This is a genomic window from Streptomyces sp. SID12501, from assembly GCF_010550245.1.
In the GTDB taxonomy this organism is placed as follows: Bacteria; Actinomycetota; Actinomycetes; order Streptomycetales; family Streptomycetaceae; genus Streptomyces.
In genome coordinates this window covers 105,958-130,197 of record NZ_JAAGLU010000030.1, presented here as the reverse complement: position 1 = coordinate 130,197, position 24,240 = coordinate 105,958, and the positions used below count along the sequence as shown (strand labels likewise).

The 24,240-nt window shown below is 70.7% G+C and carries 23 protein-coding genes; 4 read left to right on the top strand and 19 right to left on the bottom strand.

Annotated features, from left to right (window positions below; genetic code table 11):
• Nucleotide 1: 1 nt before the first annotated feature.
• Genes dmpG through G3I71_RS31850 form a run of 3 tightly spaced genes read right to left on the bottom strand, consistent with a single transcriptional unit; the run spans nucleotide 2 to nucleotide 2,828 of the window.
• Nucleotides 2–1,015, bottom strand: a complete 1,014-nt coding sequence (dmpG, locus tag G3I71_RS31860) for a 4-hydroxy-2-oxovalerate aldolase (RefSeq protein ID WP_164320027.1) — start codon at nucleotides 1,013–1,015, stop codon at nucleotides 2–4.
• Nucleotides 1,012–1,992, bottom strand: a complete 981-nt coding sequence (locus G3I71_RS31855) for an acetaldehyde dehydrogenase (acetylating) (protein ID WP_164320026.1) — start codon at nucleotides 1,990–1,992, stop codon at nucleotides 1,012–1,014. Before G3I71_RS31855 ends, dmpG begins: the two co-directional genes overlap by 4 nt.
• Nucleotides 1,989–2,828: a 2-keto-4-pentenoate hydratase gene (locus G3I71_RS31850; RefSeq protein ID WP_164320024.1), complete on the bottom strand. Its 840-nt coding sequence runs from the start codon at nucleotides 2,826–2,828 to the stop codon at nucleotides 1,989–1,991. Before G3I71_RS31850 ends, G3I71_RS31855 begins: the two co-directional genes overlap by 4 nt.
• A gap of 278 nt (nucleotides 2,829–3,106) precedes the next feature.
• Between G3I71_RS31850 and G3I71_RS31845 the strand changes: the two genes are divergently transcribed.
• Nucleotides 3,107–4,708, top strand: a complete 1,602-nt coding sequence (locus G3I71_RS31845; protein ID WP_203731868.1) for an FAD-dependent oxidoreductase — start codon at nucleotides 3,107–3,109, stop codon at nucleotides 4,706–4,708.
• Between the two features lie 69 nt (nucleotides 4,709–4,777).
• On the opposite strand, the gene G3I71_RS31840 is transcribed toward G3I71_RS31845, so the two are convergent.
• Nucleotides 4,778–5,395, bottom strand: a complete 618-nt coding sequence (locus tag G3I71_RS31840) for a TetR family transcriptional regulator (RefSeq protein WP_343243132.1) — start codon at nucleotides 5,393–5,395, stop codon at nucleotides 4,778–4,780.
• 61 nt (nucleotides 5,396–5,456) lie between these two features.
• Complete coding sequence (locus G3I71_RS31835; protein ID WP_164320022.1) at nucleotides 5,457–6,326, bottom strand: alpha/beta fold hydrolase; 870 nt, start codon at nucleotides 6,324–6,326, stop codon at nucleotides 5,457–5,459.
• 159 nt (nucleotides 6,327–6,485) lie between these two features.
• Between G3I71_RS31835 and G3I71_RS31830 the strand changes: the two genes are divergently transcribed.
• The gene (locus tag G3I71_RS31830; RefSeq protein WP_164320021.1) at nucleotides 6,486–7,358 is read left to right on the top strand and encodes a VOC family protein; all 873 of its coding nucleotides are present in this window, start codon (nucleotides 6,486–6,488) and stop codon (nucleotides 7,356–7,358) included.
• A gap of 110 nt (nucleotides 7,359–7,468) precedes the next feature.
• Here the strand turns inward: G3I71_RS31830 and G3I71_RS31825 are convergent, their stop codons facing one another.
• From G3I71_RS31825 to G3I71_RS31810, 4 genes are read right to left on the bottom strand one after another with little or no spacing between them, the layout of a single operon-like run.
• Complete coding sequence (locus G3I71_RS31825) at nucleotides 7,469–7,657, bottom strand: ferredoxin (protein WP_164320020.1); 189 nt, start codon at nucleotides 7,655–7,657, stop codon at nucleotides 7,469–7,471.
• 14 nt (nucleotides 7,658–7,671) lie between these two features.
• A complete protein-coding gene (locus G3I71_RS31820) occupies nucleotides 7,672–8,484 on the bottom strand; it encodes a mycofactocin-coupled SDR family oxidoreductase (RefSeq protein WP_164320018.1) in 813 nt (270 codons plus the stop codon).
• Nucleotides 8,485–8,491: 7 nt separating this feature from the next.
• Nucleotides 8,492–8,743 carry a hypothetical protein gene (locus G3I71_RS31815; RefSeq protein ID WP_164320016.1) on the bottom strand — a complete coding sequence of 84 codons (252 nt, stop codon included), beginning with the start codon at nucleotides 8,741–8,743 and terminating at the stop codon, nucleotides 8,492–8,494.
• Nucleotides 8,740–9,885, bottom strand: coding sequence for an amidohydrolase family protein (locus G3I71_RS31810; protein WP_239149454.1), 1,146 nt, complete (start codon nucleotides 9,883–9,885; stop codon nucleotides 8,740–8,742). Before G3I71_RS31810 ends, G3I71_RS31815 begins: the two co-directional genes overlap by 4 nt.
• Nucleotides 9,886–10,060: 175 nt before the next feature.
• On the opposite strand from G3I71_RS31810, the gene G3I71_RS31805 reads away from it, so the two are divergent.
• Nucleotides 10,061–10,924 carry a mycofactocin-coupled SDR family oxidoreductase gene (locus tag G3I71_RS31805; protein WP_164320014.1) on the top strand — a complete coding sequence of 288 codons (864 nt, stop codon included), beginning with the start codon at nucleotides 10,061–10,063 and terminating at the stop codon, nucleotides 10,922–10,924.
• A 36-nt stretch (nucleotides 10,925–10,960) separates the two neighbouring features.
• Here G3I71_RS31805 and G3I71_RS31800 read toward each other — a convergent pair whose 3' ends face one another.
• The 5 genes from G3I71_RS31800 to G3I71_RS31780 form a co-directional block, all read right to left on the bottom strand.
• On the bottom strand, nucleotides 10,961–11,941 hold the full coding sequence (locus G3I71_RS31800) for an NADPH:quinone oxidoreductase family protein (RefSeq protein ID WP_164320012.1): 981 nt from the start codon (nucleotides 11,939–11,941) through the stop codon (nucleotides 10,961–10,963).
• Nucleotides 11,938–13,167, bottom strand: coding sequence for an acyl-CoA dehydrogenase family protein (locus G3I71_RS31795; protein ID WP_343243131.1), 1,230 nt, complete (start codon nucleotides 13,165–13,167; stop codon nucleotides 11,938–11,940). Before G3I71_RS31795 ends, G3I71_RS31800 begins: the two co-directional genes overlap by 4 nt.
• Nucleotides 13,164–13,931 carry an SDR family NAD(P)-dependent oxidoreductase gene (locus tag G3I71_RS31790; protein WP_164320010.1) on the bottom strand — a complete coding sequence of 256 codons (768 nt, stop codon included), beginning with the start codon at nucleotides 13,929–13,931 and terminating at the stop codon, nucleotides 13,164–13,166. The genes G3I71_RS31795 and G3I71_RS31790 overlap by 4 nt, the downstream gene beginning before the upstream one ends.
• A 70-nt stretch (nucleotides 13,932–14,001) precedes the next feature.
• A complete protein-coding gene (locus G3I71_RS31785) occupies nucleotides 14,002–15,150 on the bottom strand; it encodes an acyl-CoA dehydrogenase family protein (protein ID WP_164320008.1) in 1,149 nt (382 codons plus the stop codon).
• A gap of 102 nt (nucleotides 15,151–15,252) precedes the next feature.
• Entirely contained in the window at nucleotides 15,253–16,725 is a 1,473-nt protein-coding gene (locus G3I71_RS31780) for a FadR/GntR family transcriptional regulator (RefSeq protein WP_164320006.1), read from the bottom strand.
• Nucleotides 16,726–16,940: 215 nt separating this feature from the next.
• Between G3I71_RS31780 and G3I71_RS31775 the strand changes: the two genes are divergently transcribed.
• Entirely contained in the window at nucleotides 16,941–18,131 is a 1,191-nt protein-coding gene (locus tag G3I71_RS31775) for an acyl-CoA dehydrogenase family protein (protein ID WP_164320004.1), read from the top strand.
• Nucleotides 18,132–18,233: 102 nt separating this feature from the next.
• On the opposite strand, the gene G3I71_RS31770 is transcribed toward G3I71_RS31775, so the two are convergent.
• The 5 genes from G3I71_RS31770 to G3I71_RS31750 form a co-directional block, all read right to left on the bottom strand.
• Nucleotides 18,234–19,376: a thiolase family protein gene (locus G3I71_RS31770; RefSeq protein ID WP_164320003.1), complete on the bottom strand. Its 1,143-nt coding sequence runs from the start codon at nucleotides 19,374–19,376 to the stop codon at nucleotides 18,234–18,236.
• Between the two features lie 12 nt (nucleotides 19,377–19,388).
• Complete coding sequence (locus tag G3I71_RS31765; RefSeq protein ID WP_164320001.1) at nucleotides 19,389–20,540, bottom strand: CaiB/BaiF CoA-transferase family protein; 1,152 nt, start codon at nucleotides 20,538–20,540, stop codon at nucleotides 19,389–19,391.
• Between the two features lie 74 nt (nucleotides 20,541–20,614).
• Entirely contained in the window at nucleotides 20,615–21,379 is a 765-nt protein-coding gene (locus G3I71_RS31760; RefSeq protein WP_164319999.1) for a crotonase/enoyl-CoA hydratase family protein, read from the bottom strand.
• Between the two features lie 2 nt (nucleotides 21,380–21,381).
• Nucleotides 21,382–22,710: a MaoC family dehydratase N-terminal domain-containing protein gene (locus G3I71_RS31755; protein WP_203731866.1), complete on the bottom strand. Its 1,329-nt coding sequence runs from the start codon at nucleotides 22,708–22,710 to the stop codon at nucleotides 21,382–21,384.
• Complete coding sequence (locus tag G3I71_RS31750; protein ID WP_164319997.1) at nucleotides 22,707–24,221, bottom strand: AMP-binding protein; 1,515 nt, start codon at nucleotides 24,219–24,221, stop codon at nucleotides 22,707–22,709. Before G3I71_RS31750 ends, G3I71_RS31755 begins: the two co-directional genes overlap by 4 nt.
• Between the last annotated feature and the right edge of the window lie 19 nt (nucleotides 24,222–24,240).

The window sequence follows — 24,240 nt, the reverse complement described above, 5'->3', positions numbered from 1 at the left end:
GTCAGCCCTGGGTGAGGTCCAGGGCGATGTCCACGATCATGTCCTCCTGGCCGCCGACGAGACCGCGCCTGCCGACCTCTAGGAGGATCGTGCGGGCGTCGAGGCCGTAGCGCTCCGCCGCCGCCTCGGCATGGCGCAGGAAACTGGAGTAGGCGCCGGCGTAGCCGAGGGTGAGGGTCTCCCGGTCGACGCGCACCGGTCGGTCCTGGAGCGGGCGGACCAGGTCCTCGGCGGCGTCCTGGAGGGCGAACAGGTCACAGTCGTGCTTCCAGCCCTGGAGGTTGGCGACGGCGATGAACGGCTCGATCGGGCAGTTGCCCGCGCCTGCGCCCTGTCCGGCGAGCGACGCGTCGACCCGGGCCACCCCTTCCTCGACGGCCACCACCGAGTTGGCCACCGAGAGGGACAGGTTCTCGTGCGCGTGGATGCCGATCTGCGTCTCCGGATCGAGCACGTTCCGGTAGGCGCGGATCCGGTCGCGCACCCCGTCCATGGTCAGCCGGCCGCCGGAGTCGGTGACGTACACGCAGTGCGCGCCGTACGACTCCATCAGCTTCGCCTGCCCGGCGAGGACCTCCGGGGACGCCATGTGGGCCATCATCAGGAACCCGGAGACGTCCATGCCGAGTTCGCGAGCGGTGGAGATGTGCTGGGCGGCGACGTCCGCCTCCGTGCAGTGCGTGGCGATGCGCACCGAGCGGACCCCGAGGGCGTAGGCCCGCTTGAGTTCGACGATCGTGCCGATGCCGGGCAGCAGGAGGGAGGTGAGCGTCGCGCGCTCGATGACGTCCGCCGCCGCCTCGATCCACTCCCAGTCGGTGTTGCTGCCCGGCCCGTAGTTGAGACTGCCGCCGGCCAGACCGTCGCCGTGCGCGACCTCGATGGCGTCGACGCCCGCCTGGTCGAGCGCCTTGGAGATCTTCGCCACGAACTCGGGGGTGATCCGGTGCCGGATGGCGTGCATCCCGTCCCGGAGGGTGACGTCCTGGACGTAGAGCCTGGGGGTGGCGGTCATTCGGTCACCTCGGTGGTCGCCTCGGAGGAGAATCGCTGGGCGATGCGCTCGGCGACGCGCAGGGCGGCCGAGGTCATGATGTCGAGGTTGCCGGCGTAGGCGGGCAAGTAGTGGGCGGCGCCCTCGACTTCGAGGAAGACGGAGACCTTGGTGGTCGCCTCGGAGGGGTCGCCGGTGAAGAGCGTGTGCACCGGGTCGCCCTCAGGGACCGGCGTGAACTGGACCTGCTGCTTGAGCCGGTAGCCCGGCACGTACTCGGCGACCGCCGCGACCATCTCCTCCACGGAGGCACGGATCGCGTCGTGGTCGGCGTCGCCGATCAGGCAGTACACCGTGTCCCTCATGATCAGCGGCGGTTCGGCCGGGTTCAGGACGATGATCGCCTTGCCGCGCCGGGCGCCGCCCACCTTCTCGATCGCCCCGGACGTCGTCTCGGTGAACTCGTCGATGTTGGCCCGGGTGCCGGGCCCGGCCGACTTCGAGGCGATCGAGGCGACGATCTCGGCGTAGGGCACGGGGGTGATCCGGCTGACGGCGTAGACGATCGGGATCGTCGCCTGGCCGCCGCAGGTGACCATGTTCAGGTTGTCGGCGGCGTTGTCGGCGGCATCTGCGTTCGCAAGGTGCTCGTCCAGGTTCACCGGTGGCACCACGAACGGGCCGATGGCCGCCGGCGTGAGGTCGACGAGGCGTTTGCCGTACGGGGCGAGCTTCTCGGCGTTCTCGACGTGGGCCTTCGCCGACGTGGCGTCGAAGACGATGGCGATCTCGTCGAAGCCGTCCATACGGATCAGTCCGTCCACGCCCTCGTGCGTGATGGGGACCTTCAGACGGGCGGCGCGCGCCAGTCCGTCCGAGTCCGGGTCGATGCCCACCATCGCGGCCATCTCCAGGGTGTCGGACAGGCGCAGCACCTTGATCATCAGGTCGGTGCCGATGTTGCCGGAGCCGATAACGGCCACCTTCGTCTTCGTCATCCGTCTTCCTCAAGTCCCTTGGTGGAGAAGGTCGCTGTCACCGATCCCAGGCCCGACATCTCGGCCCGTACGGTGCTGCCCGGCGGGGTGGGGACAAGTGGGCCCAGGGCGCCCGAGAGCACGACCTGGCCGGCGCGCAGCGGGTCGCCGAACTCCCGGGCGGTACGGGCCAGCCACAGCAGCGCCGCGAGGGGGTCGCCGAGACAGGCGGCTCCGGTGCCCTCGGACGCGAGCTCGCCGTCGGCGTACAACCGCATGGTCACGTCCCGGGGTTCGAACTCCTTGAGGCCGACGCGCTCGCCGCCGAGGACGAACAGGCCGCTGGAGGCGTTGTCGGCGACCGTGTCCGTGATCGCGATGTCCCAGTCGGCGACCCGGCTGTCCACGATCTCCAGGGCCGCCACGGCATGTCCGACCGCCGAGCGGACCCGCTCGATGTCGAGGTCGTCGTCGTCCAGGTCCGCGGCGAGCACGAACGCGATCTCCGCCTCGACCCGGGGCTGCAGCAGCCGTTCGCTGGGGACCTCCGGCAGCGCGGAGACGTCCATGTCGTCCAGCAGGACCCCGAAGTCGGGCCGGTCGACGCCCACTTGGCGCTGGACGGACTCGGACGTGAGCCCGATCTTGCGGCCGACGACCCTTGCTCCGGCGGTGATCCGGTCACCGATGACGCGTTGCTGAACGGCGTACGCGAGGCCGATGTCGCTCGCGCCGAGCAGGTCCCGCACGGGGGCGCACGGCTTGTGGTCCCGGGCCGCGCCGGTCAGGCGGGCGGCCGCCTCGGCGACGACGGCCGCGCGCTGTGCGACGGCCGTCGGTTCCCCAATGTCTGTCATTCGCATCCTCAGCTCGTACCGGGTCTCCAGCCTGAGCGGCCCCGGCGCATGGCAGGCGCGAACGTTCCGCTGAGCGGGACTGAGGCGTCGACCGGGGGGCGTCTCGGTGAGCGAGATGTCCGAACATCGGGGCGGCGACGGCTCGTTACCGTCGTCCGGCGAACCGCTGAACGGCTGGTGGCGAGAGAGTGTGCACGTCTCCGCCCGACGTCCCCCACCTGTGGTCGCGATCCCCACGCACACCCCCACCGAAGAACGTCGGCATTCATGAGGAGGTCATGGTGAGCATCAACGAAGATGTCTACGACGTGGTCGTCGTAGGGTCCGGCGGAGGTCTGGTCGGGGCTTATGTGGCGGCGTCGCGCGGCCTGCGTACGCTCGTCATCGAGAAGACCGACCGGGTGGGCGGCACCACCGCCTACTCCGGTGCCGGGCTCTGGTTCCCGGGCTCCGCACCGCTGCGGCGGGCCGGCGTCGACGACGGCGTCGAGGGCTCCCGGACGTATCTGCGCACCATCGTCGACGACCGTTCCCGGGACAAGCGCCAGGACGCGTATCTGCGGGCGGGCGCACAGCTGATCGACGAGCTGGAGCAGAACGAGTGGTTCAGGTCGTTCGTGTACGCGCCCGTGCCGGAGTACTACGCGGACGCCCCCGGCGCCTCCCCCGCCGGGCACACCATCTTCCCGCCGGAGATTCCCGCCGCCGAACTCGGCGAGCATGCCCGGCTCGTGCGCGAGCCCGTCTCGATGGAGCGGTGGGGCGTCGATCAGGGCCCCGTGCTCAACGGTGGCCGCGCCCTGATCGGCAGGGCGCTGGCCGCGTTCCTGGAGACCGGCAACGGCACGCTTCGGCTCGACACCGCGCTGGAGAGCCTGATCGTCGAGGACGGCAGGGTCGTCGGCGTGAACGCCGTCAGCGACGGTGAGCCCGTCCGGATCCGGGCCTCACGGGGCGTGATCCTCGCCGCCGGCGGCTTCGAGCGCGACGCCGACCTGCGCGGGAAGCACCAGCCACCGCTCACCGGCGAGTGGTCGCACGGCGCCCCGGGCAACACCGGCGACGCCCTGCTGGCGGGGATGGCGGTCGGTGCCGCCACCGACCTGCTCGACGAGGCCTGGCTCGTGCCGGGCCTGGTGTGGCCGGACGGGCTGCCCGTCTTCCACACGGGCACGCGGGGCGGGATCTGGGTCAACGCCGCAGGTGAACGCTTCATGAACGAGACCCGCCCGTACGACCAGGCCGGGCACGAGATCCTCCGTCTGCACAGGACGACAGGTGTCTCGCACATCCCCGCCCACTGGATCATCGACCAGCGCCAGCTCGACCGGGACAGTTTCGGCGGCCCGGCCGACGAGCCGGTGCGCCCCGAGTGGTTCGAGTCGGGCGCGCTGAGGAAGGCCGACTCCCTCGAGGAGGTGGCGAAGCTGATCGACGTACCGCTCGACACCCTGCGCGAGACCATCGAGGAGTTCAACGGCTACGCGCCCACCGGGGTCGACGAGAGGTTCCATCGCGGTGAGACGCCCTGGGACCAGATCGCCCACCACGTGCTGGGCTTCCCCGCCCTGCCCGCGCTGAACTACCCCGCGCCGCCCACGCCCGACTGGCCGAATCCGCTGCTGCTGCCGCTCGACACCCCGCCGTACTACGTGGCGACCATCCTCCCGGCCGACATCGGCACCAAGGGCGGCCTGACGACCGACGAGAACGCGCGGGTGCTGCGGCCGGACGGCAGCGCGATCGACGGGCTCTACGCGAGCGGGAACACCGCGGCGGCGATGTCCGGACGCGTGTATCCGGGTGCGGGGACTCCGATCGGTTCGAGTCTCGCCTTCTCCTACCTCGCGGTGCTCGACATCGCCGGCGCGAATGACTGACCCCACGGCTGTGCCCGGGACACCTGTCGTGTCCCGGGCACAGTCGCGTGTTCGTGTTCGTGTTCGTGTTCAGGGCGTGGCGATCAGTCGCGCGGCCAGGTGGAGGTCCGCCTCCGCCTGTTCGGTGGTGATCTCCTCGGTCAGCATGGCCACGAACAGGCCCCACCAGCTGTAGACGAGCAGCCGCACCCTGCTGCGCGCGGTCTCCGCGTCCGCGTAGCCTCCGTGGCATCCGAGCAGGTGCAGGAGCCGCTGCCCCAGGGCCCGCTCGACGATGTCGAACCGGGTCGGGACCACGCTCGCGTACTCCGTGAACGACGACAGCGCCACCGCCGACGCCAGCAGGGGGCTGGCCAGCAGTTTCCCGCTCAGCGCGACGAGCGTCCGCGCCACCTCCGCCGCCGGGTCGTTCCCGTCGGCGGCGGGAGGAGTGACATCCCGGCCGCCGAGGAACTCCTCGATGTGCCATTCGAGGACGGACAGGAACAGACAGGGCTTGGACGGGAAGTAGCGGTACAGCGTGGCGATGGCGACGTCGGCCTCCCTGGCCACGTCGTGCATCTGCACTCGGGCGAGCCCCTCGCGAGCGCCGAGTTCGGAGGCGGCGCGCAGGATGCGTATCTGGCGGGCGGCCTGGGAGCTCGACATCGGAGCGGCGGGCTGCCGTACCTCTGCGGGTCTCGCCACGTCGTCGGCCCCCCATGTCGAATGTCGTCGAGTCTCCCCGCCGCGTCACTCAGGAGGAGGCTCAGGAGGTCTCCGGGCGGGTCAGGAAGGCCAGCACCGCGCTCTCCCAGGCCGCCTTCTGCTCGATCATGGCCCAGTGCCCGCAGTCGGGGAGGACGTGCAACTCCGCCTTGGGGATGGTGCGCATCGGCAGCAGCGCGTTGTCCAGCGGGGTCACCCTGTCGTCGCGGCCCCAGGTCAGCAGCGTGGGTGCGGTGACCTTGTGGAGCGCCGCCCAGATGGGCTGGTCCGAGTGGGCCTGGGCGGCCATCATCGCGGCCATCGCCTGCCGGCCGTAGATCCGGCGGGACGCCTCCAGCGTCGCCGGGTCGGTGGCGCTCGCCCAGCGCTCCTCGATCAGTTCGTCGGTGAGGAGGGCGGGGTTGTGAACCATCGACCGCAGCCACTGCACGAGGTTCTCCCGGGTGGGGTTCTCGGTGAACTCCACCAGCAGGTTGAGCCCTTCGCTGGGCGCCGGGGAGAGGATGTTGCGGCCCACCCCGCCGATGGTCACGACCCTGCGGAACAGGTCCTTGTGCGCGACGGCGAGGCCCACGGCCACGTACCCGCCCATGGAGTTCCCGACGACGTCCACCCGGTCGAGCCCGAGTCCTTCGAGGAAGCGCAGTACGGACTTCGGGGCCGCCGCCATGGGGTTCTCATCGGTCGGGTCGCTCACGCCGAAGCCGGGGAACTCCAGGGCGAGGGTGCGGAAGTGCTTCGCGAACACGGGCAGGTTGCCCCGGTAGTTGCGCCAGCCGGTCACCCCCGGACCCGACCCGTGCAGCAGGAGCAGCGGCGGTCCGTCGCCCGCCTCGTGGTAGCGCAACACGCCCTCGTCGGTGGGGAGTTCGCGCAGGGTGTCCTCGTACGTCAGGGAGGTGAGTGTCATGCCAGCACCGTGCCACCGGGCAGTCGGCGCCCGTGGGTGGGCTCCCGATCAGTGGGACGGTCCCGGCGGTGGGTGGCGCGGGCTGTCTAGCGTCGTGGACGTAACGATGCCGGGGGCCCTCGGGCCGCCCGGACCTGATCAATGCGAGGGGAGGACCTGATGGGTGTTCGCTCACTCGGGTACCTGCGTCTGGAGTCCAACGACATCGACAAGTGGAAGGCCTTCGGGGGCGACTTCCTCGGTCTGATGCCCGTCGAGGGCGGTGATCCCGAGTCCCTGCACTTCCGGATGGACGACTATCCGGCCCGCATCGTGGTCTCTCCGGGTGCCCAGCCCGGGATGACGGCGCTGGGCTTCGAGGTTCTCGACGAGCGGGAGCTGGCGGGGCTGGTCGCGGATGTCGAGAAGACCGGCATCAAGGTGACGGCCGGCACCGAGGCGGAGGCCGCGGCGCGGAAGGTCACGGGCTTCGTCAAGTTCAACGACCCGGGCGGCAACCCGGTCGAGCTGTTCTACGGCACGACTCTCGACCATGTGCCCGTACAGACCCCGCTGGTGTCGCAGTTCGTCACCGGCGACATGGGCTTCGGGCACGCCATCATCTCCGCCGAGGACGCGCGGGGCACGTTCGAGTTCTACGTCAACGTGCTGGGCTTCATCGAGCGGAACACGATGCGCTCACCGGGCGGCACCACCTGGTTCATGGGCTGCAACCCACGGCACCACACCCTCGGGGTGACGCCGATGCCCGGTCCGGGGCGGCTGCTGCACTTCATGGTCGAGGGCGCGACGCTGGACGACGTGGGGCGCGCGCTGGACCGGGCCGGGAAGTACGAGGTCCCGATGATGCACTCGCTGGGCAAGCACACCAACGACCACATGGTGTCGTTCTACGTCTGGTCGCCGGAGAACTACGCGGTCGAGTTCGGCTGGAACGGTCTGAAGGTGCCCGAGCCGGTGCCCGTCTACGAGATCACCGACGGCGCGTTCTGGGGCCACAACTTCACACCGCCGCCGATGCCGGGCGGCTGAGCCGACTGCTTGGACATGGCTGAGCCCCACGGCCTCCAGTGCATCGGAGGCGGTGGGGCTCAGTTGTCGTGGGGCTCAGTCGTCGTAGGGCCCAGTCGTCGGGCGGGAGGTCATTCGACGGTGATCGCCCGTTCCGGGCAGGCCCGTTCACCGTCGTGGGCCGCTGTTCCGAGGCCCTCCGGGATCTCTCCGTCGACGGGCAGCACGTAGCCGTCGTCGTCGAGGCGGAAGAGTCCGGGTGCCGCCGCCGCGCACCGGGCGTGTCCCGAGCAGGACGACGTATCGATGGTGATCTTCACGAACCACTCCTGTTCTACGGCTTGTTGGTCGACCCGGCGTCGACGGTGAACTGCAGGCCGGTGACGTATCTCGCCTCTTCCGACGCGAGGAACAGGACCGCGTTCGACACGTCCCGGGGCTCGACGTACGGGGCGTGGGTGTTCATCGCGGCGAGGGCGAACATCGGTTCCCGCGCGGCGAGTTCGTCGATCGGTACCCCGACGGTGATGCCCGTGTCGCTGACGCCGGTGGGGTGGACGGTGTTCACCCGGATGCGGTGTGTGCCGAGTTCGTTGGAGAGGGCCTTCATCAGGCCGACCACGCCGTGTTTGGCGGCCACGTAGTGGGCGTACGGCACATGGCCGCGGATGCCCGCCGCCGAGCTGATCATGATGATCGAGCCGCCGTTGCCCGCCTCGATCATCCCCGGGAGCGCCGCCCGTGCCGTGTTCCAGGCACCCTTGAGGTTGACGTCGACGACGACGTCCCAGGCCTCCTCGGTCAGTTGCCAGGCGGAACCCGAGCTCATGACACCGGCGTTGGCGACGACCACGTCGAGGCGCCCGAACTCCTCGTGCGCGGCGTCGACGGCGGCCCGCATCTCGGTGACGGAGCGGACGTCGGCCTGGACCGCGACGCACCGCCGGCCCGTCGCCCGCACCAACTCGGCGGTCTCCTCCAGCTGTTCCTTCGACGCGAGCGAGTAGGGCAGCGCGTCGCTGATGTCGTGGCAGACGTCGGTGATGACGACGTCCGCGCCCTCCTCCGCCAGCCGTACGGCGTGCGAGCGGCCCTGACCGCGTGCCGCACCCGTGATGAGCGCAACCTTGTCCTCAACTCGCCCCATGGCAACCTCAGTTCTTCGAGTGGTCGGTCAGGTCGGTCGGGTTCGTCGGGTTCGTCAGATCCTCGGCGGCCTCGCGCAGGGCGCGCAGCCGCCGCTGGAGGAGTTCGCGCTCGGCCTCGGCCTCGTCGTCGGCGCCGAGTTCGGCGAGGCGTACGTCCGTCTCGGCGATCTCCGTGAGGAGCCTGCCGTGGGCCTCCTCGCGGGTGAGCAGGTCCAGGTCGGTCCAGTCGGACCGCTCGGACTCCGGCCGCCGGCTCATGCGGGGAGGTTGTAGAGGCGGCGGGCGTTCAGCTCCACGATCTTGTGCACCTCGTCGTCCGGTACGTCGTCGAGGACCTCGGCGGCGTAGGCGCGGCTCCCCGGCCAGTACGAGTCGGAGTGCGGGTAGTCGCACTCCCAGGTGATCTTGTCGACGCCGACATGGTGGCGTACCTCGACGCCGAAGCGGTCGTCGATGAAGCAGCCGTGGAAGTGCTTGTGGAACAGCTCCGAGGGCCGCACGCTCTGGTTGACGTTCTGGTAGAAGCGGTGCCGCTCCCAGGTGCCGTCACTGCGCTCCAGCAGGTACGGGATCCAGCCGATTCCGCCCTCGGACAGCCCGATCTTGAGCTTGGGGTGCTTGTGGAGCACCGGGGAGAAGAGCAGGTCGGCGGTGGCGTACATCGCATTGGTGCCGAACAGGGCGATCGTCACCGCGAACGGCGCCTCGTCGGCCGTCTTCGGCGCCTTGCCCGAGGTGCCGAAGTGCAGGCACAGGGGCATGTCGGTCTCCTCGGCCGCGGAGAACACCGGGTCCCAGTGGTCGGTGTGGAAGGAGGGCAGGCCGCGCGGGGCCGGGTTCTCCGGGAAGGAGATCGCCTTGGCGCCCTTGGCGGCGGTCCGGTGGATCTCGGCGACGCAGGCCTCGACGTCCCACAGCGGCAGGATCACCAGGGGGATGAGCCGGCCGGGCGCGGTGGCGCACCACTCGTCGAGGACGAAGTCGTTCCACGCCTGAACGCACAGCAGCGCGAGTCGACGGTCCTTGCCCTCCATGAAGACATGACCCGAGAACCCTGGGAAGGACGGGAAGCACAACGCCCCCCAGACCCCGTCGAGGTCCATGTCGCGCAGACGGGCCTTCGGGTCGTAGCAGCCCGGAATCATCTCGTCGTAGCGCGTCGGTTCGAGGCCGAAATCCTCGGGGCTCTTGCCCGCCACGGCGTTGAGGCCGATGTAGGGGTAGATCCGGTCCTCGTAGACCCACACCTCGGCGGGGGCCTGGCCCGCTCCGCGCGGCTGCTCGACGCTCCGGGGGCCCGCCTCCCGGTACTTCGCGGGCAGTCGGTCGGACCACAGTCGTGGGGGCTCGATCAGGTGGTCGTCGGTCGACAGCAACTTCATCCATGGCTGCAACGGCATCCTTGCGCTCCCTCGGTCTCGGAGACTCTCCAGCATCGACACATTGCGTGTACTGATCGGGTCTCACTCAGTGGAAGAAGGAAATGAAACCCCTTGCTTCTCACGGATCATGGATGTGAGTCAGATCCCTTCACGAACATTCAGGCTACTCTTTTATTCGACGGAAGGAGACCCCATGGGTCGAGTGCAGGACAAGGTCGTCTTCATCACGGGGGCGGCACGCGGCCAGGGCCGGGCCCAGGCGATCCGGCTCGCCGCGGAGGGCGCCGACATCATCGCGGTGGACCTCTGCGAGGACATCGCCACCAACGGCTACGCACTGGCCACCGAGGCCGACCTGGACGAGACGGTGCGTCAGGTCGAGAAGCTCGGGCGACGCATCGTCGCGCGCAAGGCCGATGTGCGTGAGCCGGGGGCACTCAAGGCTGTCGTGGCCGAGGGCGTGGCCGAACTCGGGCGGCTCGACGCGGTCGTCGCCCAGGCGGGGATCTGCCCGCTGGGCCCCGGTCAGACCGCCCAGGCCTTCCTGGACGCCGTCACCGTCGACTTCAACGGGGTGGTGCACGCCGTCGACGCGGCGCTCCCCCATCTGCCCGACGGCGCCTCGATCGTGGCCACCGGGTCCATCGCCGGGCTGATCCCGGCGACCACGGACAACCCGGCCAACGGTCCGGGCGGCCTGGGCTACTCCTTCGCCAAGCGCCAAGTCGCCGCGTTCGTCCACGACTTGGCGACGGTGCTCGCGTCCCGGCAGATCCGCGTCAACGCGCTGCACCCGACGAACGTCAACACGGACATGCTCAACAGCGACCTCATGTACCGGTCGTTCCGGCCCGACCTGGAGAACCCGACCCGCGAGGACGCGCTGCCCAGCTTCCCCGCGACGACCGGCTTCGGTATCCCCTACGTCGAGCCCGAGGACATCGCCGACACCGTCCTCTTCCTGGTCTCCGACGAGTCCCGCTACGTCACCGGCATGCAGATGCGCGTCGACGCGGCAGGGTACGTCAAGCGGCGGCCCCAACTGCCCACCTTCTGAACGGGTTTCACGCAAACGGTTCCACGCGAACAGGGTTCACGCACCGCCCGTCATGTCGATGACCACCTTCCCGGTGGTCCGGCGTTCCGCGACGTCGGTCAGGGCGGCGGCCACGTCGGCGAGGGGGTGGACGCGGGAGACGAGCGGGCGCATCCCGTCGCGGACCATCGCGGCGAGCGCCCGGTCGCCGGCGGCCACCGCGTCCGGGGCGTACTGGCGCAGCATGCGGATCTCGAAGCCCCGTACGACCGCGTCCTTGAGCAGGACCAGGTTCAGCGGGATCCGCGGGATCTTCCCGTCGGCGTAGCCCACCGTGACGAACCGGCCGCCCCGCCGCAGTGCGCGCAGGGCGGCCTCCGCGTGGTCGCCGCCCACCGGGTCGACGACGAGATGGGCGCCGCCGTCGGTCAGTTCACGGAGCCGGGTCTTCAGGTCCTCGCGGACGTAGTCCACGCCCGCCAGCGCCCCGAGTTTGCGGGCGACCGTCAGCCGTTCCTGGCTCGACGCCGCCGCGACCACGCGCATCCCGAGCCTGCTCCCGACGTCGACGGCCGCCGAGCCGACCCCGCCCGCGGCACCGAGCACCGCCACCCACTCTCCCGCCTCGCCCCGCCCGACAGTGGTCAGCGCGTGGTAGGCGGTCGCGTACGTCACGTGGAACGCGGCGGCGTGGACCATGTCGAGCCCGTCCGGGACGGGACGCAGGCCGGACACGGGCACCACGACCTGCTCGGCGAAGGCGCCGGTCAGCACCGCCCCGGCCACGGGTGAGCCCACCGGCGGGCCGGACACCCCGGGCCCCAGCGCGGCCACGACACCGGCGAACTCGCTGCCCGGCGTGAACGGCAGGGGCGCGGGGACCTGGTAGCGGTCCGCCACGAGCAGTACGTCGGGGAAGTTGACGGCAGCGGCGTGCACCCGGACCAGCACCTCCCCCGGGCCAGGTTCGAGGTCGCCGAGTTCGACGACGCTCAGGCCGCTCGGGGGCCCGTACTCCGTACAGCGTGCGGCTCTCATCGTGTCCTCTCGGCAGTGTGCGCAGTGGGCATCGCCGGGTCACGGGGCAGGCCCAGTACCTGTTCGGCGATGGTGTTGCGCTGGATCTCGGCGGTGCCGGCCCCGATCGACGAGGCCCGGGTGCGCAGGAAGCCCCACACCCAGCGTCCGCGCTGGACGGCGTGCGGATCGCGGCGGCCGAGGATGCCGTAGGCACCCAGCAACTCCAGGGCGAACTCGTGCAGTTCCTGTTCGAAGGTCACGATGAACAGCCGTGACGTCGAGGACGCCGGCCCGGGCTCGCCCTTCGTCATGATGTCGGCGATGGTCCGCATCCCGGTCAGGCGCATGATCCGCACGCGGATCTCGAAGTCCGCGAGGCGGTCGCGCACCAGGGGGTCCGTCGTCGCGCCGCGCTCACGAGCCAGCTCGATCAGCTCGTCGAGGACCCGCCGGTACAGCGCCGCCTGGTTCATCGCGCCGGCCGCGCGTTCGTGGCCGAGGCTCGTCCGTACGAGGGGCCAGCCGCCGTTCTCCGGGCCGATCCGGTCGGCCACCGGCACACGTACGTCGTCGAAGAAGATCTCGCAGAAGTGCGCGTCCCCGGTCAGGTCCCGCAGCGGGCGCACGCTCATGCCAGGGGCGCGGGCATCGATCAGCAGGTAACTGATGCCATCCTGGCGGGAGTTGGGCGCTCCCGTGCGGACGAGGGTGAAGAGGATGTCGGCGATGTCGGCCGAACTGTTCCACACCTTCTGCCCGTTGACGACGTACACGGCACCGGAGTCGTCGGGTCCGCCACCGTCCCGTCGCGCGGTCGTCCGCAGGGCGGGCAGGTCCGAGCCGGCCTCCGGTTCCGAATAGCCCTGTGCCCAGACGGCGTCGCCGCGCAGCATGGGGCGCAGGAAGCGCTCCTTCTGTTCTGGAGTGCCGTACTTGATGAGGGTCGGCGCCGCGATGCCGAGTCCGGTGCCGAGGGGTCCTGGCACCCGGGCTCGCGCGTACTCCTCCTGGTAGATCACCTGTCGGGCGAAGTCCAGTTCCATGCCGCCGTATTCGCGTGGCCAGCTCGGACCGGCGTACCCGGCGTCGAACAGGGTGGCCAGCCATGCCTTCTGCCAAGGCAGTCGCTCGGTGGGGTCCTTCGGGCGGCGGCCGGGGTGATGGGCGGTGAGGAAGGTACGGAGGCGGGTCCTGAACTCCTCGTCGGTGGCCGCCTCTTGGGCCAGCTGGGCGGGCTCGGTCACCTCGGAGCCATGCGGATGGCGCCGTCGAGGCGGACGGTCTGGCCGTTGAGGTACGGGTTCTCCAGCATCTCGATGGCCAGGCGGGCGTAGTCGTCCGGGGTGCCGAGGCGCTTGGGGTGCGGGACGGACGCGGCGAGTCCGTCGCGGATGTCCTCGCGGAGCCGGCCGAGCATGGGGGTGTCCATGACGCCCGGCGCGATGGTGTTCACCCGGATCTGCCAGCTGGCCAGGTCACGGGCGGCGACCAGGGTGATGCCGTGCACGCCCGCCTTGGCCGCGGTGTAGGAGGTCTGGCCGATCTGGCCGTCGAACGCGGCCACCGACGCGGTCAGGACCACCGCGCCACGGTCGCCGTCGACGATGTCGTTGGCGGCGAGGCGGGCGGCGGCCAGGCGCAGCACGTTGTAGGTGCCGATCAGGTTGACCCGTACGACCTCGGCGAACGTGTCGAGTTCGCCGGGGTTGCGGTCGCGGTCGATGATCCGGGTGCGGTCGCCGCCGCGGCCCGCGCAGTGCACGACGAAGCGCAGCGGGCCGAGTTGGGCGGCGGTGTCGAGGGCGGTGGTGACCGCGGCCTCGTCGGTGACGTCGGCGCGGACGAAGCGGGCGGCGTCACCGAGGTCGGCGACCGCCTTGACGCCCTGTTCCTCGGAGATGTCGGCGAGGACGACCTTGCCGCCACGCTCGATGATCCGGCGGGCGGTGGCCAGACCGAGGCCGGAGGCGCCTCCGGTGACCAGCGCCGATGAACCGTCGATGTTCATTTCCCACTCCTCACGGGACACTTCTCGAATGGGACGGGTGTTGAATGAAACGGGTCTCGAACGGGACGGGTCACAGTCCCAGGGATTTGCTGATGATGGTCTTCAGGACCTCGCTGGTGCCGCCGTAGATACGGGTCACCCGCGCGTCCGCGTACAGCCGCGCGATCGGTGATTCGAGGATGTAGCCGTAGCCGCCGTGCAGTTGGAGGCAGCGGTCGACGACCCGGCCCTGTGTCTCGGTGCAGAACAGCTTGGTCCTGGCCGCGTCGACGGGGCTGAGTTCACCGGCGACGAGCGCCGTGACCGCCGCGTCCAGCAAGGCCTGGGCGGCCGTCAACTCGGTGTCCAGGGCGGCAAGTTCGAACTTCGTGTTCTGGAAGTGGGCGACCGGTTTCCCGAAGACGGTCCGGTCGCGTACGTAGGTGACGGTCAGGTCGATCGCGGCACGGGCCTGGGCGACGGCGCCGACCGCGATGGCCAGCCGTTCCTGGGCCAGGTTGCGGCCGAGGAGGGAGAAGGCCGCGCCCTCCTCGCCGAGCAGGTTGGCGACGGGAACGCGGACGTCGGCGAAGGACAGCTCCACCGTGTCCTGGACCTGGAGTCCGATCTTCTCGAGCTTGCGTCCGACTTCGAACCCGGGCATCCCCTTCTCCACCACCAGCAGGGACAGCCCGGCGCGCCGGTTGTCCGGATCGGTGGCGGTGCGGGCCACGACGATCACCAGGTCGGCGTGGTGGCCGCCGGTGATGAACGTCTTCGCCCCGTTGAGGACGTAGTGGTCGCCGTCACGGACCGCTTTCGTCGCGACGCCGGCGAGGTCCGAGCCGGTGCCGGGTTCGCTCATCGCGACCGCGGTGTACAGCTCGCCCGAGGCGAGGCCCGGGAACCAGCGGGCCCGCTGTTCGGCGTCGGCCAGCCCCGTGAAGTACGGGACGACCACGTCGAGATGGGTGCGCAGGCCGCCCAGTGTCACGCCGGCGCGGGCGCACTCCTCCTGGATGACGACGTTGAAGCGGTAGTCGTCCGAGCCGCCTCCGCCGTACTCCTCGGGGATCGCCGTACCGATGATGCCGAGCTTGCCGAGTGCGGTGAACAGCTCACGGGGGACGAGTTCGGCGCGGCGCCAGTCCTCGTACAGCGGGAGCACTTCGCGGGCGATGAAGTCACGGACCAGGAGACGGAAGTCCTCATGATCCTGTTCGAACAGGGTCCGGCGCATCGCAGCTCCTTCAGTGGACCCTATTCAGTATACGTAATTACCTTCCTCGGTCCAGGGCGATCAGGAAAGTGGCAGTACACAGCCGTAGACGACCGCGTCTCGTCAGTGCCACCAGGGAATGAGTGCATCCAAATGCCGGCCCATCCGGTGGCGGGCGACCCCCGCGTCGCCCTGCACGATCGCGTCGAGGATGCGCTGGTGCACGTGCTGGACCTCCTCGGCCGCCGTGTCGCCGGGCAGTGGGCGATCGTGGCCCGAGGCGTGCCGACGGAAGAGTTCGGTGATGATGGAGAGGAAGAGCGACAGCACCGGATTGTCGGCCAGGGCGGCCAGTTCGGAGTGGAACAGGTCGGCCTTGCGGAGTTCGTCGGCCGGGCCCTCGGTGGGCCAGCGGACGGCCTTCGTGAGGCGTTCGACGACCTCGGTGTCACCTCCGGCGTGCCGGGCGGTCACCCTGGCGATGATGCCGAGCTCGATGGCGTTGCGGACGATCCGCAGGTCGTCAGCCTTGACGCCCTGGTATTCGAGGAAGAGGGCCATCGTGTCGATGCTGGCCTGCGGTTCCGGCGCGGTGACGACCAGTCCGCCGCCGGGGCCCCGGCGCATCCGGGCAACCGAGTGGTACTCCAGGAGCCGCACGGCCTCCCGCAGCACGGCCCGGCTGATGCCGTAACGGGCCAGCAGGTCGGCCTCCGAGCCGAGCACCATGCCGATCTGCCAGCCCCGCGCCGCGATGTCGTCGTGGATCCGGGCGGCCACCACTTCGGCGAGCTTGGCCCGCAGGCCCTCGACGAGCTCCGGCTCGATCACGTTCCCCGAGATCCGCTGCCCGCGATGCACCCGGTGCTTCTCGATCCAGGCGGCGACCGACTCCAGGTGGGCGGTGAGTTCGGCCTGCGCGCGGGCGCCGTCGTCGGCGATCACGGCCTCGACGACCGCGCGGTGAGCGCGGTGCGAGGTCTCCTTCGCCGCATGCATCTCGGCCTTGGTGACCCGGCGGGAGGTGTGCGCGTACCGGGCGGTGAGGCGGGTGAGCACGTCCACGAACAGATGCAGCACCGGGTTTCCCGACAACTGCCCGAGCACCGGGTGCAGCGGGTCCTGCGAATGGACCGACGGGTCGTCCCAGTGGGCGAGTTCGCCGTCGAGCGTGGCCCGGAGGGTGGCGATGCCCTCCTCCGTGATGCGGTCGGCGGCAAGGCCGGCGGCGATCGGCTCGAGGAGCTGGCGGGCCTGGAGCAGGTCGGTGACGCTGGTGCCGACGAATTCGAGGTAGATCACCATGGCGCGGGTCGCCGGTCCCGCGTCGGGGGCGCAGACGATCAGGCCGCCGTTCGGGCCGCGCCGCATCCGGGCGACCTGGTGGTGCTCGACCAGTCGTACCGCCTCGCGCAGCACCGCACGGCTCACGCCCAGGCGCTCCCGCAGGTCCACCTCGGAGCCCAGGGACTCACCGACGGGCCAGCCCTGGCGGATCACGGTCGCCTCGATGCGGTGCGCGGTCTGTGCGGCCAGTTTGCCGACCGGGACACCGGCCTCGCCGTCGGCGGGTTCGCGGTCGACGGCAGTCGCCATGGGGCCAACTCCTCAGCGGGGAAATTGCGGATCCCCAGTCTATTCGTCGGTGGCACGGGTGACGTGCGAGCCGGGTGCCTGACGCCGAGATCGGATCGGCGTTTCCCGTTCTGCTCCTGATCTCTGGCGGTCTCTGGCGAGTGACAACCAGCACCTTTAGAGTACCCTCATTTCGAGATCGTGCGCATGACGACGACGTTAAGGAGCCGGCAGCAATGCGACTGGAGTCCACCCCCGAACTCGAGGCGTTCCGGAGAAAGGTGCGGGCATTCGTCACCGAGCACGCGCCCGGCGTCAAGACCCACTCCGGTGCGCGCGCCCCCGACCCCGCGCTGATGCCGGCGATCCGGGAGTGGACCGCGAAGCTGTACGAGGCGGGCCTCCTCGGCATCGACTGGCCCGCCGAGTACGGCGGCCGGCCCGACGCCCATCCCCTCGAACCGTTCGTCGTCGCCGAGGAGATCGCCCGCGCCCGCACCTGGCCGCCCGTCGGCGCGGCCTCGCTGGCCTCGGGCGCCCTGCTCGACTTCGGCACCGCCGAGCAACAGGCGCGCTTCCTGCCCCGCATCCGCGCCTGCGAGGATGTGTGGTGCCAGCTGTTCAGCGAGCCGGAGGCGGGGAGTGATCTGGCCTCGCTGCGGACCCGGGCGCGCCGGGAGGACGAGGCCGGCGACGCCGTCTTCGTCGTCGACGGGCAGAAGGTGTGGACGACCAACGGTCAGCATGCCGACATGGGTTACCTGTTGGCGCGCACCGACGGTGACGCGCCCAAGCACAAGGGGATCACCGCGTTCGCGCTGGACATGCGCAGCCCGGGTGTCGACATCCGGCCGCTGCGTGAGATCACCGGGACCACCGACTTCAACGAGGTCTTCCTCGACAGCGTCCGGATCCCGGCCGCGAACGTCATCGGCCGGGTGAACGACGGCTGGCGGGTGGCGATGAGCAGCCTCGGCCGCGAGCGTTCCGGGGTGGCCGCGCGCGGCGCCGAGTTGTCCGCCGTACTGGACGACCTGGTACGGCTCGCGCAGGAGACGCCGGTCGGTGGCCGGCCCGCGCTGGAGGACTCCGCCACCCGGCAGACGATCGGGGAGCTGGCGGCGCGGGTGCAGGTGAACGCGGCGATGATCTCGCTGGCGCAGTCGCGGATGCTGCACGGGACCGAGGGGGTTGCTGACGCCCTGCTGGGCAAGATCTTCTTCAGCGAACTCAACCATGATCTGGCTGAGTTCGGGCTGCGACTGCAGGGGACGGACGGGTTGCTCGTCGAGGGTGAGGCGGGGGTTGTGGCGGGCGGGTGGTGGCAGGACGCGCATCTGTACTCGCGGGCGTACACGATTGCTGGTGGGGCCAACGAGGTTTTGCGTACGCAGGTTGCTGAGCGGGGGTTGGGGTTGCCCCGTTGAAGGGCGCGATGGGTTGTCAATCCGGCTGCGGCGCCGTTGTGGCTGGTCGCGCAGTTCCCCGCGCCCCTAGAGGCAAGCCCCCTACAGGGCGCCGCCTCCGAATCACAACAGCTCGATGATCGTCGCGTTTGCCGTGCCGCCGCCCTCGCACATTGTCTGGAGGCCGTACCGCAGGCCCTGTTGGCGCATCCTCGCCAGCAGCCGTGTCATCAGGATGGCGCCCGAGCCGCCGAGGGGGTGGCCTACGCCGATCGCGCCGCCCAGGGGGTTGAGGCGTTCGGGGTCGGCGCCTGTCTCGGCCAGCCAGGCCAACGGGACTGGGGCGAAGGCCTCGTTGACCTCGTACACGCCCATGTCCTCGATGGACAGGCCGGAGCGGCGCAGTACCTTCTCGGTCGCGGGGATCGGGCCCAGGAGCATGGTGATCGGGTCCGCGCCGCTCACCGCACCCGAGTGATAGCGGGCGATCGGGGTGAGGCCGAGGTCGCGGGCGCGTTCCGGGGTGGTGATGAGCAGGGCAGCGGCGCCGTCGGAGATCTGGGAGGAGTTTCCGGCGTGGATCACGCCGTCCTCCTTGAACGACGGCTTGAGCCTGGCCAGTGTGTCGGGGGTCGTGCCCCGCCGGAGGCCCTCGTCGACGGTGAACTTGGTGCCGTCGGCCTCGATCGGCACGATGTGGTCGTCGAACACGCCCGAGTCGATCGCGGCTGCGGCTTTGGCGTGCGAGTCGGAGGCGAACTCGTCGAGCCGGTGGCGGCTCAACTTCCAGCGCTCGGCGATGAGTTCGGCACCGACGCCCTGGCTGAACTCGAAGCCGCCGTAACGGGCGATGGCGGCGGGTCCGTACGGCTGTCCCGTGGTCCGGTGCGAGCCGAGCGGCACCCGGCTCATGGTCTCGACACCGCCTGCCACCACGATGTCGTACTGGCCCGACATGACGGCGTGCGCGGCCTGGTCGACCGCCTGCTGACTGGAGCCGCAGGCCCGGTTGACGGTGACGGCCGGGACGTGTTCGGGCCAGCCGGCGGCGAGTACGGCGAACCGGCCGACGTTGCTGGACTGGTCGCCGACCTGGGTCACACAGCCCCAGACCACGTCGTCCACCGTGCCGGGGTCGATGCCCGTGCGCCGGACGAGGGCCTTGAGCACCTCGGCCGACAGATCGGCCGCGTGCACCGAGGCCAGCGAGCCGTTGCGCTTGCCGATCGGGGCACGTACGGCGTCGACGATGACGGCGTCTCGCATAGGAAAATCCTCTCAGTCGGTGGGGAGTTGCACTGCCGCGCCACTGTCCAGCAGCGCGTCGACGCCGTCTACCTGCCAGTCCCGGAACACGGCACGGGTGTCCGCGCCGACCGCGGGTGCGGTCGTCGCGGGACGGGTCGGCGTGTCCGAGAAGCGGGGTGCGGCGGCCGGCTGGACGACGCCGTCCGGTGCGATCAGGGTGGAGCGGGCGGCCAGGTGGGGGTGGGCTGCCGCCTCGGTGAAGCTCAGGACGGGGGCCACGCACGCGTCGGTGCCTTCGAACAGCGCCGCCCACTCGTCGCGGGTGCGCTCCGCGAACCGCTTCCCCAGCAGTTGCCGCAGTTGCGGCCAGGTCGAGCGGTCGTGCTGCCGGTCCGGGTCGACGCCCAGGTCGAGTAGCTCGACCAGGCGCCGGTAGAACTTGCGTTCCAGCGCGCCGACGGCCATATGACGACCGTCCCGGGTCTCGTACACGGCGTAGAAGGGCCAGCCCCCGTCGAAGCGGTTGACCCCGCGCTCGTCGCTCCACTCGCCTCGCCCGAGTTTGGCGAAGGTACTGGCGAGGAGGTGGGCGGTGCCGTCGACGATGGCCGCGTCGACGACCTGGCCCCTGCCTGTGCGCGCGGCGGCGTGCAGGGCCGCGAGGACGCCGATCACGAGGTAGCAGCCGCCGCCCCCGAAGTCGCCGACGAGGTTGAGCGGGATGCGCGGCGGGCCGCCCGCCTCCCCGATCGCGCCGAGGGCGCCCGTCAGCGCGATGTAGGTGATGTCGTGTCCCGCGGCGGCGGCCAGCGGCCCGTCCTGGCCCCAGCCGGTCATCCGGCCGTAGACCAGGCGGGCGTTGCGGGCGAGGCAGTCGTGCGGCCCTATGCCCAGCCGTTCGGTGACACCGGGGCGGAACCCCTCGATCAACACGTCGGCGTGCACGACGAGTTGGAGGAGTGCGGCGGCTCCGGCCGGTTGCTTCAGGTCGAGGACGACCGACCGTTTCCCCCGGCCCAGCACATCCGCCGGTCCGCCCGCGTCCGGTTCGTCGGCCCGCCCGGGCCGGTCCACCCGGACGACCTCCGCCCCGAGGTCGGCGAGCAGCATCCCGGCGAACGGCCCCGGTCCGATGCCACCGAGTTCGACGACCCGGCAGCCGACGAGAGGTCCCGCCGTCATGGTCACCCTTCCAGCCACATTTAATTACGGATACTCAATTACGGGCACTTGATTTCCTGCGGCGCACGCCGGTGTCAGCGGCCCTTCCAGACCGCCGCCCGCTTCTCCGCGAACGCGGCGGCTCCTTCACGGGCGTCCTCCGACTGGAAGACGGGGGCGGCGATCTCGAACTGCCGCGCCCACCCCTCCTCCAGCGTCCAGTCCGTGGCGTGGCTCGCGATCTCCTTGGTGGCCGCGACGGCGAGGGGACCGTTCGACGCGATGGCCGAGGCGAGTGCGAGGGCGCCGTCGAGGGCGCCGCCCTCGTCGGTGAGCCGGTTGACGAGGCCGACCTCGGCCGCCCGTACCGCGCTGATCGGCTCGCCGGTGAGCAGCAGTTCCAGCGCGATGGCGTACGGGATGCGGCGCGGGAGGTGGAGGGCCGCGCCGGCGCGGGCGACCAGGGACCGCCGTACCTCGGGGACACCGAGCCGCGCCGTGCGGGAGGCGACCACCAGGTCGCAGGCCAGCAGGAGTTCGAAGCCGCCGGCCAGGGCCCAGCCCTCGACCGCGGCGACCAGCGGCTTGCGCGGGGGTGTCAGGGTGATCCCGCACAGTCCGCGGCCCTCGATCGCGGGCGACTCGCCCCGCAGCCACGCCTTGAGGTCCATCCCGGCCGAGAACGTGCCGCCGGCCCCCGTGAGGACGCCCGCCCGCAACTCGTCCGACTCGTCGAGCTCGTCCACGGCTGCCGCCACTCCGGCGGCCACCCCGGCGTCCAGCGCGTTCTTCACCGCCGGGCGGTTGATCGTGATGATCTGGACCGCGCCTCGGCGCTCCACCAGCACCTCGTCGGACACGTCTACCTCCTCGAATCGTTCAACTGATCGCCGGTGACGGCGAACTGGGCCAGTTCATGGGCGACCATGCCGTCCAGGTCCTCGGCCGGCGGTGCCGGAAGTTCCACGGCACGATCGCGGGTCGGGAGCAGAACCACGGCCGTACCGGGTGTGGTCACCTCACCGCGCTGGTTCTCGCAGCGCACCTCGATGTGCACCTCGGCCCGCCCGTCCACCCGCCGCTTGTCGACGACCGTGCCGCGCACCCAGGTGGTGTCGCCGAGATAGTTGAACTTGCGGTGCTCGCAGCGCAGTTTCCACAGCCAGCCGTCGTCGCCGATCCAGTCGGTGAGCAGATGACACAGCCAGGTCTCGCGCATCCCGCCGTAGTCGTACGAGTTCGGCAGCCCGAGTTCCTTCGCCCGCTCGGGTTCCCAGTGCAGCCGCTGCACGGTGTCCGGAACGTTCAACGGGTTCGGCGGATACAGTCCCGGAGCCTTGCGCCGGACACGCGCGGCGATCCCGAAGGCGCCCGGCGGGGTGAGCTGCATACCCCAGCCCAGATGCCAGACGACCACGTCCGTGGTGGTGAGCGGCCCCTTCACCCGGGGCTGGAGTTCGTCGCCGATCTCGACGTCCTCCCAGAAGCGGGGTTCGGCGCCGCGCCGGGTCTCGGCCGCGTAGGCCGCGTCGATCTCGGCGAGTCGGTCGGCGGTGTAGGGCTCCTGAGCCAGGTGCTCCTTGGCCCGCTTCTTCGACGTGTGCCGTTCCGCGTTGATCCAGGTGCCGCGCCGCAGGGCGTGCATCTCGCCCCGCCCGTTGGCGTAGAGGTAGTCGCGGACGACGTGTGCCGTGCGCCCGCCGAAGCTGCTGCGCTTGAGGTGGACACCCACCTGGGTCTGCAACACCCGGCACCTGTCGCCCAGTTGGAGAGGGCGCCACCACTCGAACTCCATCACCGCCTGGTAGGAACCGAGTCCGGCGAAGGGGTCGCCCTTCAGCAGCGCCTTCGTCTCCGGGTCCGGCTTCAGGGCGGCGTCCTCCCCCATCGTGTAGAGGAACGTGGGCGGTGCGACGAGTGAGCCCCAGCGGGTGCGGGCCGCGTGGTCCGGATCGCAGTACAGGGGGTTGGCGTCGCCGTAGCCGTACGCGAAGTGGCGTACGCCGTCCCAGGTCACCTCGTAGTTGTGCGGGGGGTTGTGCTGGGGCTGGGGGACGCCCAGGCGGCGCCGGGAACGCTCGACCGCCTCGTCGGTCAGTACGCCGAACCGCTCGGCGGGCTTCTCCTGCGTACCCGTCTGCCGCGTACCCGCCTGTGTACCCGTCTGGGTGTCCGTCCGGTGGCCGGTCATCGCTGTTCCTCCTTGACGCGCTCCTGCTGTGCGAGCCGGACGCGGACCAGTTCCAGCAGGTCCACGCGGCTGACCTTGCTCGACGGGGTGCGGGGCAGCGCGTCGACGACGACGATGTGCGCCGGCACCTCGTACGGGGTGAGCCGGGACCGGCACAGGGCGACGAGTTCGGCGGTGTCCGGGACGGGCAGGTCAGGCTCGGTCTCGATCGCCGCGACCGGCACTTCGCCGAGCCTCGGGTCCGGCAGCCCCGCGACGGCCGCCTCGCGGACGGCGGGGTGGGTCTCCAGGACGCGTTGGACGGTCTCCGGCTGCACCTTGAAGCCGCCACGGATGATGGCGTCGTCCGCGCGGCCCTCGATCCAGACGAACCCGTCGGCGTCGATCCGGGCGAGATCGCTGGTCCGCGTCCAGGCCGTGCCGCCGTGGGTGCTCTGCTCGGTGCGGACCTCCAGGGTGCCGGACCTGCCGACGGGCAGCTCGATGCCGTCCTCGCCGGTCACCCTCAGTTCGACGCCGTCGAAGGCGCGGCCGGCGCTGCCCGCCTTCCGCTGCCACCAGCGCTCGTGCAAAGGCAGCGTCCAGCCGGCCACCGCTCCGGCGAACTCGGTGGCGCCGTAGGTCATGAGGACGGGGATGCCGTACTCACGGAAGAACGCGTCGGCGAGTTCCGCCGGGCAGGGCGCGGTGCCGGACGTGACGACCTGGAGGCTCGCCAGCCGCTCCTTCGGGACGCCCGCGTCGAGTACGGCGCGGATGGCGGCCGGTACCAGGCTCGCCGCACGCAGCTGGTGGCGCTCCACGGCGCCCACCCAGGGTTCGACGGCGAACCTGGGCATGAGAAGCATGCGGCGCCCGGTGGCGAGACAGGCGAGTGCCCGCCACAAGCCGCTGATGTGCACGAGCGGGGTGGCCACCAGCGCCGCCGATCTCGACAGCAGCCGTGTGTCCTTCGGGGTCTGGCCGCCGGAGACTAGAGCCTGGTCCAGCTGTCCGATGCGCAGGTGTACGCGTTTCGGTGGGCCGGTGGTGCCCGAGGTGAGCATCTCCACGGCGACGTCGGGGCCTGCTGCGGGTGCCCCGTCGGACGGCGTGCCGCCCACGAGCCTGATGGCGCCGTCGGTGCCTGCCTCCAGAGCCGCGCCGCGACCCGTCACCGTTCTCAACACGCCCTCGCGAGCCAGGACTTCGGCGCCGGCGACCAGGACGGGCGGTGCACAGCGCGCGATGTCGGCGGAGAGGCGCGCGGCAGGCTGCAAGGGGCTCAGCATCACCAGGCATCGCCCGGAGGCGATCACCGCGGCGACCACTGCCACGTGTTCGGGCCGGTTCTCCAGGACGACACCGACACGGCCACCGGCGGGCAGCCCCAGCGCGTCGAGTGCGTCGACGACATCACGCGCGGTCTCCTGGATCTGCCCCCAGGTCCACCAGTCGCCCTCGTACTCGATCGCCTCGGCGTTGGCCGGCGCCTCGGTCAGCAGCCGGGACAGGCGGTCGCGAATTCCCACGGGAGGAGCCTTTCGTCAC

Bases quoted from the DNA above. Each gene is read 5' to 3' on its own strand.
- G3I71_RS31820 (WP_164320018.1), bottom strand. From the start codon at position 8,484: ATGGGGCGAGTTGAGGACAAGGTTGCGCTCATCACGGGTGCGGCACGC.
- dmpG (WP_164320027.1), bottom strand. From the start codon at position 1,015: ATGACCGCCACCCCCAGGCTCTACGTCCAGGACGTCACCCTCCGGGAC.
- G3I71_RS31775 (WP_164320004.1), top strand. From the start codon at position 16,941: ATGCGACTGGAGTCCACCCCCGAACTCGAGGCGTTCCGGAGAAAGGTG.
- G3I71_RS31835 (WP_164320022.1), bottom strand. From the start codon at position 6,326: ATGACACTCACCTCCCTGACGTACGAGGACACCCTGCGCGAACTCCCC.
- G3I71_RS31790 (WP_164320010.1), bottom strand. From the start codon at position 13,931: ATGAACATCGACGGTTCATCGGCGCTGGTCACCGGAGGCGCCTCCGGC.
- G3I71_RS31830 (WP_164320021.1), top strand. From the start codon at position 6,486: ATGGGTGTTCGCTCACTCGGGTACCTGCGTCTGGAGTCCAACGACATC.
- G3I71_RS31850 (WP_164320024.1), bottom strand. From the start codon at position 2,828: ATGACAGACATTGGGGAACCGACGGCCGTCGCACAGCGCGCGGCCGTC.
- G3I71_RS31805 (WP_164320014.1), top strand. From the start codon at position 10,061: ATGGGTCGAGTGCAGGACAAGGTCGTCTTCATCACGGGGGCGGCACGC.
- G3I71_RS31755 (WP_203731866.1), bottom strand. From the start codon at position 22,710: ATGACCGGCCACCGGACGGACACCCAGACGGGTACACAGGCGGGTACG.
- G3I71_RS31810 (WP_239149454.1), bottom strand. From the start codon at position 9,885: ATGCCGTTGCAGCCATGGATGAAGTTGCTGTCGACCGACGACCACCTG.
- G3I71_RS31800 (WP_164320012.1), bottom strand. From the start codon at position 11,941: ATGAGAGCCGCACGCTGTACGGAGTACGGGCCCCCGAGCGGCCTGAGC.
- G3I71_RS31785 (WP_164320008.1), bottom strand. From the start codon at position 15,150: ATGCGCCGGACCCTGTTCGAACAGGATCATGAGGACTTCCGTCTCCTG.
- G3I71_RS31770 (WP_164320003.1), bottom strand. From the start codon at position 19,376: ATGCGAGACGCCGTCATCGTCGACGCCGTACGTGCCCCGATCGGCAAG.
- G3I71_RS31780 (WP_164320006.1), bottom strand. From the start codon at position 16,725: ATGGCGACTGCCGTCGACCGCGAACCCGCCGACGGCGAGGCCGGTGTC.
- G3I71_RS31765 (WP_164320001.1), bottom strand. From the start codon at position 20,540: ATGACGGCGGGACCTCTCGTCGGCTGCCGGGTCGTCGAACTCGGTGGC.
- G3I71_RS31855 (WP_164320026.1), bottom strand. From the start codon at position 1,992: ATGACGAAGACGAAGGTGGCCGTTATCGGCTCCGGCAACATCGGCACC.
- G3I71_RS31815 (WP_164320016.1), bottom strand. From the start codon at position 8,743: ATGAGCCGGCGGCCGGAGTCCGAGCGGTCCGACTGGACCGACCTGGAC.
- G3I71_RS31845 (WP_203731868.1), top strand. From the start codon at position 3,107: ATGGTGAGCATCAACGAAGATGTCTACGACGTGGTCGTCGTAGGGTCC.